General features: G+C 41.7%; 7 protein-coding genes. 3 read left to right on the top strand and 4 right to left on the bottom strand.

The features are described from left to right. Window positions 1–175 precede the first annotated feature (175 nt). From treZ to treS, 4 genes are all read right to left on the bottom strand, one after another. On the bottom strand, window positions 176–2,011 hold the full coding sequence (gene treZ / locus QUB80_RS33980; RefSeq protein ID WP_289793875.1) for a malto-oligosyltrehalose trehalohydrolase: 1,836 nt from the start codon (window positions 2,009–2,011) through the stop codon (window positions 176–178). Window positions 2,012–2,122: 111 nt separating this feature from the next. Further along, window positions 2,123–4,273, bottom strand: a complete 2,151-nt coding sequence (gene glgX, locus QUB80_RS33975; RefSeq protein WP_289793874.1) for a glycogen debranching protein GlgX — start codon at window positions 4,271–4,273, stop codon at window positions 2,123–2,125. A 580-nt stretch (window positions 4,274–4,853) separates the two neighbouring features. After that, window positions 4,854–5,741, bottom strand: a complete 888-nt coding sequence (locus QUB80_RS33970; RefSeq protein ID WP_289793873.1) for a hypothetical protein — start codon at window positions 5,739–5,741, stop codon at window positions 4,854–4,856. Window positions 5,742–6,433: 692 nt separating this feature from the next. Continuing rightward, complete coding sequence (gene treS / locus QUB80_RS33965; protein ID WP_289793872.1) at window positions 6,434–9,811, bottom strand: maltose alpha-D-glucosyltransferase; 3,378 nt, start codon at window positions 9,809–9,811, stop codon at window positions 6,434–6,436. Window positions 9,812–10,023: 212 nt separating this feature from the next. Between treS and malQ the strand changes: the two genes are divergently transcribed. From malQ to QUB80_RS33950, 3 genes are all read left to right on the top strand, one after another. Next, the gene (gene malQ, locus QUB80_RS33960) at window positions 10,024–11,541 is read left to right on the top strand and encodes a 4-alpha-glucanotransferase (protein WP_289793871.1); all 1,518 of its coding nucleotides are present in this window, start codon (window positions 10,024–10,026) and stop codon (window positions 11,539–11,541) included. Between the two features lie 561 nt (window positions 11,542–12,102). Next, window positions 12,103–12,384, top strand: coding sequence for a DUF1830 domain-containing protein (locus tag QUB80_RS33955; RefSeq protein ID WP_289793870.1), 282 nt, complete (start codon window positions 12,103–12,105; stop codon window positions 12,382–12,384). Then, on the top strand, window positions 12,385–12,633 hold the full coding sequence (locus QUB80_RS33950) for a hypothetical protein (RefSeq protein ID WP_289793869.1): 249 nt from the start codon (window positions 12,385–12,387) through the stop codon (window positions 12,631–12,633). Window positions 12,634–12,932: the final 299 nt, after the last annotated feature.

Genomic DNA, 12,932 nt, shown 5'->3' with positions numbered 1-12,932 from the left:
AGAAAGTTCTGGTTTTGAACTTGAAGTTTCTCCCTCCAAACTCAAATTTTCCAATTTCATTAAAATTTTTTATCTTCTCTTCCTTCTGCCTCCTGACTTGAAAGAGGGTGTAGGGGAAAGAATCCTCTTTCATACTTGGTGGTGTACGAAGTTCATAGGGACTGCCTTCTGCCTTCTAGTAATTACTGTAAACAATAACGCTTTCAGGATTTAATACTAGTGTTTGTTGTTCCTCAGTAGAAATTTGCTCCGGTAACTGGGAACCACTGCCTCCCCAGGTGGGTTCAGCAGAGTCGAGTGTTTTTTCCCAAATTCCGGAAGGTAGATTTGCTGTAATCTTTACCACTTCTTGACTAAAGTTAAACCAACACATAACTTGACTATTCTCACACCAACGCCGCAAAGATAAAACTTTCTCTGGTTCTATTACCAAAGCTTCTAAGTTGTTGCGATCTAAGTTAGTCAAGGCGGGAATTTCTCTTCTTAGTTGGAATAATTTTTGGTAAAACAACCATAGCGCTCGATTTTTACCTTCGTGGCGCATCTGCCAATTGAGACACGATCGCTCTAATGTCTCTACGGCTTGCGGATCTGGTGGTTCTTGTCCGCTAGCATCAAAAAAAGCAGAAAATTCCGCTTTTCTGCCTTCTCGTACTCCTTTAATGATGTTAGGGTCGCTGTGGCTGACAAAATAGAGGAAAGGTGCTGTCTCGCCGTATTCTTCTCCCATAAACAACATGGGAACGTAAGGAGAAAGGAGAACTGCTGCTGCTGTTAATTTGAGTGCTTCAAAGGAAATGAGTGAGGAGAGGCGATCGCCTAGCATCCGATTTCCGACTTGATCGTGATTTTGCGAACAAACTACAAACTGACTGGCAAGGCAACCGCTCGTATCGTTACCGTGATAGCGTCGGCGATGGGGGGAATAGTCCCAAGTATAAACAAAGGCGTGGCGATAAGCTTTTGCTAATTGTTCTAAACTGCCAAAGTCTTGGTAATATCCAATATTTTCTCCTGTGACGACTGTATGCAAAGCATGGTGAAAATCATCGCTCCACTGAGCATCTATCCCATAACCACCTACTGTTTGAGGACGGATAATACGGGTATCGTTGAGATCGCTTTCTGCAATTAGATAGCGTTTGCGTTCTTGCTGCTGTGAAAGTTGGGCGACTGCGTCAGCCATTTCTGCCAAAATATGTTGAGCACCAAAGTCATAGATGGCGTGGATGGCATCCAAACGCAAAGCATCAAGATGAAAGTTTTCTAGCCAGTAGAGAACATTCTGGACAAAGTAGTATCTGACACCATCACTGTAAGCTGTGTCAAAATTAATCGCACTACCCCAAGGTGTTTTGTAGTGATCGGTAAAGTAAGTACCAAATCCCCAAAGATAATTGCCTTCCGGGCCAAGATGGTTGTAAACTACATCCAAAATCACTGCCATGCCTTGTTGATGGCAGACATTCACTAGTTGCTTCAAACCATTGACGCCACCGTAGGAATCTTGCACTGCATAAGGAAAAGTGCCGTCGTAGCCCCAGTTGCGTTCTCCTGGAAACTGGGCAACAGGCATTATTTCAATTGCGTTTACGCCTAACTCTAATAGTTCAGATATCCGGGGAATTACTGCCTCAAAGGAACCTTCTTGAGTAAAAGTTCCAACGTGTAACTCGTAGATGACCATTTGTTCTAGGGGTATTCCCTGCCATTGGTCATCATTCCATTTGAAAGCGTTGTGGTCAATTACTTGGGATGGGCCGTGAACTCCTTGGGGTTGAGAATGGGAAGCGGGATCGGCTCGGTCGGTTAAACCTTCAAGTTGATAAAAGTAAAGAGTATTTGGATCGATATTGCTAACTGTACCATGCCAGTAGCCTCGTTCGTCCTTTTTTAGGGGAATAAATTTTTCCTCTGGAGCAACTAGGTGAACTGCAACTTCACCTACTAAAGGCGCCCAGAGAGTAAAGTTGCAAGTGCGATCGCCTAAATATTGAGAACCGATATGCATGATTAGGGGACAGGGAATAGGGGACAGGGAATAGGGGCTAGGGGCTAGGGGCTAGGGGCTAGAAAATATATTTAAATTCCTAGTCCCTAGTCCCTAATCCCCAGTACCTAGTTAGTCTTCTTCATGACGGGAAATTCTTCCCATTTTTTGCAGCACGACGAGCGATCGCGCATCTACTTCTACGGGTTTATCGTCAATGTAGCGTTTGCCACGTTGGACAAAGCGCGGTTTAGTGGTGTCGATAATGGTGAGCCACTCCCAGTCTTGTAGTCCTTTGGGAATGTGAAATTCCAGCATTTCGTAATGGCCGTTGAAGAACAACAGGAAACTATCATCGATGATACGTTCACCTCGCGGCCCTGGTGTGGCTATTTCCTCGCCGTTAAGGAAAATGCAGATCGCTTTGCTATAGCCAACATTCCACTGTTCTTCTGTCATTTCGCCGCCATCGGGGTTGAACCAAGCTATGTCATTGACGCCGGAACCGTGAATAGCTCGTCCTTGGAACCATTTACGCCTGCGGAAAACTGGATGTCTGCGCCGAAAGTCAATTAACTGACGGGTGAAATCTAACAATGCTTCATTTTCTTCTTGCAAGTCCCAATTTAACCAGGAAATTTCATTATCTTGGCAGTAGGGGTTGTTGTTGCCGCCTTGCGATCGCCCCATTTCATCTCCCATTACCAGCATGGGTACTCCTTGGGAAAGAAACATCGTCGCTAAAAAGTTTCGCAGTTGCTTTCTACGCAAACGCAGTACTTGGGGATCGTCTGTCTCACCTTCTGCACCACAGTTCCAAGAACGGTTGTGGCTTTCTCCGTCTCGGTTATCTTCCCCGTTGGCTTCGTTGTGCTTGTCGTTGTAGCTAACTAAATCATAGAGAGTAAATCCATCGTGGGCAGTAATAAAGTTGACGCTGGCACTGGGATTACGTCCATTAAATTGATATAAGTCAGAACTGCCTGTAAACCGATAGGCAAATTCTGCCATGCGGCTATCTTCTCCACGCCAGAAGTCCCGTACTGTGTCTCGATATTTACCGTTCCATTCTGACCATAACAAAGGAAATTCGCCTACTTGATAGCCACCTTCACCCACATCCCAAGGCTCGGCAATTAATTTTACATCTGCTAAGACCGGATCTTGGTGAATAATATCAAAGAAAGCGGCAAGGCGATCAACTGCGTAAAGTTCTCGTGCTAATGCCGATGCTAAATCGAAACGGAAACCATCAACATGGCACTCTAACACCCAGTAGCGCAGACTATCCATAATTAATTTCAGCACTTGGGGATGACGGACGTTAAGAGAATTACCACACCCTGTAAAATCCATGTAATAACGGCAATTTCCGTCTACTAGCCGATAATAAGCAGCATTATCAATACCACGTAGAGATAAGGTTGGCCCCATATGGTTGCCCTCACCTGTATGGTTATAGACCACATCCAGGATCACCTCAATGCCTGCTCTATGCAGTGCTTTGACCATTTGCTTAAACTCTTTCACCTGCTGCCCAACAGAGCCACTAGCACTGTAACCAGAATAGGGAGCCAGATAACAAAGAGAGTCATAACCCCAGTAATTTTTCAAACCCTTATCTGCTAAGTGACCGGGATATGCAAGAAAATGATGGATAGGCATCAATTCTACCGCAGTCACACCCAATGACTGAAGGTGAGAAATCGCTGCTGGATGTGCTAAACCAGCGTAAGTTCCCCGTAGTCTCGGAGGAATCTCGTTGTGAAGCCTGGTAATCCCTTTGACATGAGTTTCGTAGATTACCGTTTCATGCCAAGGAATTTGTAACAGATCATCTCCTTCCCAATCAAAGGACTGATCTACGACAACAGATTTGGGAACTAAATGGGCGTCATCGAGGTCAGAAAAACTTAAGTCTTCATTCGGATCGTTCCAGCGATAACCGAAGATTTCTTCGCCAAAGCGAACATCACCGTCAATCGCCTTGGCGTATGGGTCGATGAGCAGTTTGTGGGGGTTAAAACGATGTCCTTCTTCTGGAGCAAAAGGGCCATGTACCCGAAAACCGTAGCGCTGCCCTGGGCCGAGCGCGGGAACATAACCATGCCACGTAAAGTTGGTTTTTTCTTTCAGTTCCAATCGAGTTTCTCGGCCTTTTTGGTCGAACAGACACAACTCTACTCCTGTCGCGTTTTCCGAGAACAGAGCAAAGTTTGTACCCTTGCCATCCCAGTTTGCTCCTAAAGGATATGGCTTGCCAGGCCATAGTGAGAGGTACATATAGTTAGGCTCCTATTGCAGACTTCTAAGGCAGCAGAACTCTACTAAAACGAATTGAGTTTGCAAGTTTTCTCCTCAGCTATTCGCTATTTTGAGAAAAAATGTGCAAAGCGCAATACGCAGTAGCTAAAGCCAGTATTTTAAATACTATTGCAATAGCAAGATTTTGTAACTCACCCACTGGGTGGAAGTTCTAATTACTCACTTTGTATTTGCATCTACCATCTGGTATGTTTTGCCGAAGTTTTTCCAGAGGCAGAAAAACAGGATCAAAAGATGCAGGGACGCGGGGAAAAAAAATAAGGGAACACGAAGAAGAATTATTGTTACAGATCTACTCCCCGACTCTGTTTGATTTTGACTGGCTTTTGTGTCATAGCAGCCAAATTTCTCTTACTTTAGAAAAGTCTCTAGCCAATTTGTAGTCTAGAGACTCTATTCAGATGTTAACGTTGTTCTATTTGAGAAAATACTGCTTTTAGGTTTTCCTTGTCTTGTTCTACAAGTAAGAGTCTGATGTAAATTATTTAAGCGATCGCTTATACAAAATAAGGTATTCATAGGCAATCTTTACGAGTTATTACAAATCACTGAATCCTAAAATGTATTCTCTTTGACGTTTGGATAATCTATGCGAAATTCTCAGCAATTCATCTCTAGGTAATGCAAATTTACTAAATCTTGTTATGGGTTGTCTAGAAGTATAGGCAAAAGTCATTGAAAATCGGTCTGCTTCTACAGGCGGCTTGGCACGATGAAAAACATTGCAGGTATCACTAAAAATAACTGTGCCACAACTTCCTAGACATGGTTTCCAATCTGACATAGGTACAGATTGTTCTATGAGTTGATCTGGAATAAAACCACCACTATATCTAATATTTTGACGTAACAATGAAGTTGATGATTTGCAGATATATTCAAACGGCCCGCCATTTATACTCACATCATTCAGATAGACTATGATTTTGATCATCTTATAGTCTTCTACATCTAGATGCCATTGCCTTACATCTGTGAGTTTACCATTGGCAATTTCTCTACGAAAATCCACTCCATGATAAAACACTGGCAGACCAATGTAGTTTTCAACAATATTAATTAATCTTTCTTCTAGTCCCCAAAGAAAAATTTCTGGATACTGCATACATATAGATGCAGGCAGAGTAAATGAACATTGATTATTTGTAGAAAATGCTTGAAATTCTGGTACGAGCTTTTTGGCACTAACAATTAGCGAAGATGTAGAGCTTATTCCTAAGTTTTGTAAAGAAGTAATAAAAACTCCTTTACGATGCAGAGATTCTATCAGATTTTCGTCTTCTGGGTAAACTTTAGGTAGATAATCAACATATTTTTTAATTTCTTGTTTGTGAGCATACTCAAATGCAAGTTTTAGGACAGGTAATTGTAAAAAGTTTCTCTTAATTTTATAAGGTATACGTTTGAGCTTTTCTAGAGTTGTCATTGATGTTTATCTTGCTAGTACGTGTGTTGTAGTTTTCTGCATTCTGCAGATAAGCAAAAAGACTGATGGTATTTTTTACTTATTACACCACTAGTCTTTGAGAATACATTACAAGATATTATGTTATTTGTAAAAACATCGACTAAAAGCAAGCTAAGACGGTGTTAAAAGACTGTTTATAAGTAAAATTTACATTATTTTCATCAAAACAATATGATTTTAAAGCTCATGTAATGATATCTTGAAAAATGTGCTTACTTGGCTAATACATTTTTTGACAATTAACTTTTCTTATCAAGGTAAACTTTAGAACTTTCAAATATATTTGCTGGAAAGACTGAATAAAAAGCACTCACAAAATACTGGTACAAAAAAACACAACGATTCTATAAAAATTTACATTGCTTTTTGTTATATTTAGCGGTAAAAACCTTGTCCTGAGATTGCTAATTTCTAGCTTTTTAGGTGCTTCAAGGAGAATTTCTTAGACTGACTTTAGTTTGATATGAAGTAAAAAAGATTTGACATTGCTAAATTAGATTTTCAATTTAGATGTAGAGGTGCGAAATTGCCCTGTAGAAACGCTTACAGCATATTTGCCTATATAAAATCTTACAAGCTCAACTAAGGACAAATAAAAACTCCCGCTAAGATTGCGCTATAGCGGGAGGAATTGACAAGAAACTATTACATTACTTAGTGTGTTGTAGTAGCTCTAAAATCCGTTGGAGAGGAATTTCTACCAAAGTTAAACGATTTTTGAGTTCGTAGTCTAACTCTAGAATCGCTTTTTCTAATAGGAAGGCATCTAACAGTACTTGCAACTCCGATGGATGCTTTGGTAAAAAGGCAGCATGATCTGAAGTTGTAAGGTAAGACTTTAAAAAGGCTGCACTAGACCAACAGAAGAAAAATTGCTCCCAATGCTCCATTGTCGGTAAATCATCAGGACGAAGTATACCGCTTTCTTTTTCGTTACGCAGAGCAATGCGGCTGGCATAGTAAAAAGATTCCAACATCGAGGCAACATCACGCAAGGGCGATCGCTTGATGCGGCGTTCACTCAAGGGACGTTTTGGATCGCCTTCAAAGTCAATGATGATAAAGTCTTTGCCTGTGAACAGCACTTCTTCTAGAGAATAATTGCCGTGACAGCGAATCCGCATGGCAGTAATTTTTTGATTCAAAATCTGCTGAAAGCGCCCTAACAATAACTCTCGCTGGTTTAGTACCATTTTTGCGAGAGGTTGGACATCAGCAGGTAATTGCACCAAAAGTTTGTTCAATCGTAGCAACGTCTGCCCTGCCTGATTGCGCATATATTGATAGATTGAGCGCTGATAGAAAGAGGAAAAAGGCTCAGGTGCAAACTGGTTATCATCCATATCGGATGCCAAGCCCATGTGCATTTCGGCAGTACGTTGTCCTAATAATTCGGCACTGCGCAGATAATTCCCCATGAATTCTTGCGCCATTTCCGGGATCGGAACATCTAATGCTGCTTGTAGCAAGGAAGGAGGAAGCTCAATATCATTGATATCTACGTGTTTTGGCAGTACTTGCTCAAAAAAGTCACGTAAGTTGTCTAAAGTGTACGACCAAGCATCGCTACTTTCGGGGATGTATGTTCGTAATATAGCCAATGTTATAGGTTCAACCCCTTTACTACGATACTCTAAGGCTCCAACCACGGGAGCAAGATTTTCTAGTTGGGGTATGCCTTTTTTGGCTGAAGTCTTGGTAAGAAAACGCCCAAGTTCTAAATCAGGGTTGATGCCCGTCTCAACTTTTCGGAAAAGTTTGCAGAAGAGGCGATCGCCATAAATAATGCCTGTGTTGGTATGCTCTCCTTTCAATAAATGTGGTTCTAGGTTAACTTCGCTTTCATTGTCGGTAACGTTACTCAAAATTTCTGGAAAATCCTTTGTTTTGGTTGCTACCAATTCGCCCATCATTCCTTTGTAAATGCGGTTATGGGTGATCGCATCTAAGGGAATATTCAGAAAATCTTTGTCTGCTAGAGCAGCAAATAGCACTCCTGCTTCATTTTTTCCCTGAATATAAATCTGGGCTACTATCTGTTCGGTGTTAGTGCGGAAGCGATCACCACCCATACCATCTGCTTCATAAGCCAAAGTCAGGACATAAGTTTGGGGATCGCCTTCTGTAAAGTCCAATTGCACCAAGACAATATAAGCTTCAGTGCCTTGAGAGGAGATGGGAATCGCTTCTGTAATATGGGCAGATTGAATTACTCGTGTTTTACTATCAAACCAAGCACAACTACACAAAAAATCTGGCAGTGTTGCTTCTAGTGCTGTTCTGGCTTCACCTTTGACAAAAACATTTTGCCACCTGCCACTCACTACTAGTTTTGGTATCTGGTTGGGATTTCTAATTGTGCAGGCAACGCTACTCGGCTGTAATTGCAGGGTAAACCAGTAGAATGAGTGTGGCCCCAAACAAAGGAAGTAAGGAGACTCGCCAATAGCAGGGAAAGCTGTTCTACCAAAAATTTCTACAGGAACCAAACCATTAAAAGCAGATAGATCCAGTTCCACAGTTTGGACAAAGCGTGACAGGTTTGCTATTACTAAAATGTGTTCGCCGTCATAGGTGCGGGTAAAAGCAAGTACTTTGCGGTTTTCTGGATACAAGAACTCAAAAGTACCACGTCCAAAGGCTTGATAACGTCCCCTAATCGCAATCAACCGTTTCATCCACCACCAAAGAGAATTCGGGTTTTCTCTTTGTGCTTCCACATTAATCGCCTCGAAGTGGTATTCCGGGTCTAGAATAATTGGTAAAAACAGCTTTTGGGGATTTGCACTACTAAAACCTCCATTTCTGTCAGGACTCCACTGCATAGGAGTACGCACACCGTTGCGATCGCCCAAATAAATATTGTCCCCCATACCAATTTCATCGCCGTAGTAGAGTACAGGAGTTCCTGGCAAGGACATTAATAAAGCATTCATCAACTCGATTCGGCGACGGCTATTACCCATCAAAGGCGCAAGACGGCGACGGATACCCAAATTGATCCGGGCTTGGGGGTCTTGGGCGTAGACTTTATACATATAGTCCCGGTCTTCATCGCTGACCATTTCTAGAGTCAGTTCATCGTGGTTGCGTAAAAATAATGCCCACTGACAATTATCAGGAATACGCGGCGTCTGCTGTAAAATATCAATGATGGGGAAACTGTCCTCCATGTGTACTGCCATATACAAACGTGGCATCAAGGGGAAATGAAAATCCATGTGACATTCGTCCCCTTCCCCGTAATATTCCACAGCATCTTCAGGCCATTGGTTGGCTTCCGCCAACAACATCCGGTTAGGAAACTTTTCATCTGCGTGCTGCCGCAGTCTCTTTAAAAATGCGTGGGTTTCTGGTAAATTTTCACAGTTAGTTCCCTCACGTTCGTAAAGATATGGCACTGCATCTAAGCGCAGCCCATCAACGCCCATCTCCAACCAGAAATCCACCACATCAAATAACGCTTGCTGTAGTTCTGGATTCTCAAAGTTCAAATCTGGCTGGTGAGAATAGAAGCGATGCCAGTAATATGCTTTAGCAATAGGATCCCACGACCAATTTGAGGTTTCAAAGTCTTTGAAGATAATTCGTGCTTCCTGGTATTTCTCAGGTGTATCGCTCCAAACGTAAAAATCTCTTTCCTTACTCCCCGCAGGTGCGCGGCGAGCGCGTTGAAACCAAGGGTGCTGGTCGGAGGTATGGTTGATGATCAACTCAATAATGACACGAATGCCCCGCTCATGGGCTGCACTTAAAAAAGCTTCAAAGTCTTCCAGATTACCATAGATGGGGTTGACACTAGTATAGTCAGCAATGTCATAGCCATCATCGCGCAGTGGCGAAGGGAAAAAAGGCAACACCCAAATTGCCGTTACTCCCAAATCTTGTAGATAATCTAATTTTTCTGTTAAACCACGAAAGTCGCCTATGCCATCACCATCACTATCAGCAAAAGCACGTACAGGCACTTCGTAAATGACCGCATCTTTAAACCAAAGTGGATCGTCTTTTAATAATGGATGTTGCATAGTCTATGCTGCTTATTTCCCTCAGTTATTGTAATCATCAGACTTGCTTAGTGTTGTTTAAAATTTTTTGAGCAAAAAATTTTGTCCGATGTGCTTATATGGTTTCAGCACATAATAACCACAAGTAGTCATCCAAACCTTCTCTCTTAAGAGGGGCAAGAATAGCAACGGTATTTTGTAAACATAAAGAAAATGCTTTTCAGTAATGTCTCATGAGTTTTTCAAGAGCAAGTGGAATTTTGTTACACCCAACTTCTTTACCAAGCCAATTTGGAATTGGAGATTTAGGTAAATCGGCCTATGAATTTGTAGATTTTTTAGATAGGAGTGGACAAAAACTCTGGCAAATACTGCCTTTGGGGCCTACAGGCTACGAACACTCGCCATATATCATGAATTTTAGTACTTTCGCTGGCAATCCCCTGTTAATTAGTCTTGAGGAGTTGGTAAAAGAAAATTTACTATCCAAGGAGGAATTGACAAATTTACCAGAAAGTGAATCTCAAAATCCTCAGCGAGTTAATTTTGATGCGGTAATTCCTCACAAAACGAAATTTCTCCGCCTCGCGTTTGAGCGTTTTCAGCAAACTTTGAGTAAACAACCAAACGCAGAGTTTGAGCAATTTTGTCGGGAGATGTCGGCTTGGCTCGATGATTACGTGTTATTTATGGCACTACTGGAAGCTAATGGTGGTAAAGCTTGGAGTGACTGGGAAAGTACTCTTGCCCGCCGCGAACCCAGTGCTTTGCAAGCTGCAACTGAGAAATTTCAGGAAGAAATTTTCTACCACAAGTTCCTACAATTTAAATTCTTCCAGCAGTGGTCAAAACTGCGTACTTACGCCAATGACAAAAATATTAAAATAGTTGGCGATATCTCTATTTATGTCTGCCATAACAGTGCAGATGTGTGGGCAACTCCAGATATTTTTCAACTCGATCCACAGACTTTAGCACCTGCCTATATAGCCGGAGTTCCGCCAGACTATTTCAGTGCCACTGGACAGTTGTGGGGAAATCCGGTTTACGATTGGGATAAGTTGCAGCAAACTAACTTTGCTTGGTGGATTGAGCGGTTTCGGGCTACCTTACAATATGTAGACATTGTTAGAATTGACCATTTTCGGGGTTTTGAAGCTTACTGGCGAGTACCTGCGGGGGAAGAAACAGCCATTAATGGCGAGTGGATTAAAGCACCAGGAGTGGAATTTTTTGAAACTCTCGGTGAGACTTTGGGTAGTTTACCTGTAATGGCAGAAGATTTGGGAATTATTACACCAGAAGTCGAAGAATTACGCGATCGCTTTGATTTTCCAGGTATGCGGATTTTACAATTTGCTTTTAGCGGTGATTCTGACAATGCTTACCTGCTACACAATTACGTCAAAAATTGTGTAGTTTACCCAGGTACTCACGATAACGATACTGCGATCGGTTGGTGGCAGCAGGCAACACCACAAGAAAGGCAGATGGTTTCAAAATACTTTGGTTACGCTTCGCCGGAAGAAATTAAAGAAATCAATTGGCTATTCATCCGCACGGCTTTAGCTTCGGTTGCAGATTTGGCAATTATTCCACTCCAAGATATTTTGGGTTTGGATGGTAGTGGCAGGATGAATGATCCAAGTGTGAATGCAGGTAACTGGCGTTGGCGTTACAGCAGTTCTCAACAGTTAACTACAGAATTAAGTCAGCGATTGTTGGAGATGACACAGCTTTACAGTCGTTGAGTTTTTGTTACTTCAGAGAACACCAGAAAATAGATTATTCCATCTTGTGGGATGCCCGTCCTTATTTTTTGGGTTGTACGCTACATTAACTCATGCACTACACTTTTAGTTTAGTTTTTGAATTATGCGATCGCTCTCACGCTGCTGTCTGTAATCGTATCCTACGGTGTACACACAAATGATTTAATCACCCCCCCAAATCCCATTTTTTCTCTTTCCCAGGCTAGAGCCTGGGAAACCATGGTTGAGGCTCTGCCTGCAAAGGAGGCGGAGCCTTCCAATTTTCATCACCATGCAGAACATGGTAATGAGAAAAATAGACTTGTGTATACACGGTAGGTAATCGTATCGCAGTACTGAAAAAGTACCGGAGCATAAATCTTAAGAAAATATTAAATATTACGAAATTTTGCTAATTCGATGGAAATCTAAATATAAGCTTAAATTTCGTTATCAAACGGGGTCAGCTTTTATAAAGACCCTGAATATAAAAACCCTGTGGATTTAGCGTCAGTCTCACCGCAAATGAGTTTGGCGCTATTTTTCAAAAAAGCTATAGATATGACTCATCTACTCAATCCACCACTGTCCAACGATTCTCATTACATCCTCTGTTACTTTGTCAACAACACTAGCCAGGTTCAAATTGCTCGCATCTCCAATATTCCAGGCTGGTTTTTTGAGCGTGTTGTGTTTCCAGGGCAACGGCTAATGTTTAAAGCACCACCAAATGCTTGTCTGGAAATTTATACAGGAGAGATGGTGAGTTCTCTTTTATGCGATCGCATCGATTGTAGGCAACTGCAAGTTCTAAGCTTGACATCGGTTGGGGGTTGTTGCTAAATGACCTTTATGCAAGTTGTTTCCCAGTTCTTGGCTTACAGATTCCCTTTTTGGGGTGTTTGTCATTTAAGCTTTGTTCCGGAAACAAAAACAATTTACGTCTACTGCCAGACTCCTGGTAGAAGAGCAGCAATACTGAAGGATGCGAAAGCAATAGCTGATTTAGATATCGGCGTTGACAAGTTTATTGTTATTCATCCAGGCTATTCTTACATTATTATTCCCCACATTCCGCCTCAAAGACGTTGAAGTTGCTCGTGTTAGGATAGTTAACATTAATCATTAAATTATTATTTACGTCTGATGTATTTTATACATCAACTACAAATAGACACAGATAATTTATCTACGTGCATCTATGTTATCTGTGGCGTTATCACTTAAAGATTGGATTTTGCAATCTATCTACTTTTCTGTTCAAATCCCCAACTTTTTATAAAAGTCGGATATATAACTGCTCATAATTTACGTGGCTAGAGGCTATATTAGAAAGTTAATATTAAGTAGGGAGGTAAAAAAGGTCAGATGTTCTGCCCACCGAACTTCAG

The sequence above is a fragment of the Chlorogloeopsis sp. ULAP01 genome (genome assembly GCF_030381805.1).
Classification (GTDB): domain Bacteria; phylum Cyanobacteriota; class Cyanobacteriia; order Cyanobacteriales; family Nostocaceae; genus Chlorogloeopsis.
This window is presented reverse-complemented; position numbering and strand designations above follow the sequence as displayed.

Excerpts from the sequence above, each read along its gene's own strand:
- glgX (WP_289793874.1), bottom strand. The coding sequence starts at position 4,273 with ATGTACCTCTCACTATGGCCTGGCAAGCCATATCCTTTAGGAGCAAAC.
- treS (WP_289793872.1), bottom strand. The coding sequence starts at position 9,811 with ATGCAACATCCATTATTAAAAGACGATCCACTTTGGTTTAAAGATGCG.
- malQ (WP_289793871.1), top strand. The coding sequence starts at position 10,024 with ATGAGTTTTTCAAGAGCAAGTGGAATTTTGTTACACCCAACTTCTTTA.
- QUB80_RS33950 (WP_289793869.1), top strand. The coding sequence starts at position 12,385 with ATGACCTTTATGCAAGTTGTTTCCCAGTTCTTGGCTTACAGATTCCCT.
- treZ (WP_289793875.1), bottom strand. The coding sequence starts at position 2,011 with ATGCATATCGGTTCTCAATATTTAGGCGATCGCACTTGCAACTTTACT.
- QUB80_RS33970 (WP_289793873.1), bottom strand. The coding sequence starts at position 5,741 with ATGACAACTCTAGAAAAGCTCAAACGTATACCTTATAAAATTAAGAGA.
- QUB80_RS33955 (WP_289793870.1), top strand. The coding sequence starts at position 12,103 with ATGACTCATCTACTCAATCCACCACTGTCCAACGATTCTCATTACATC.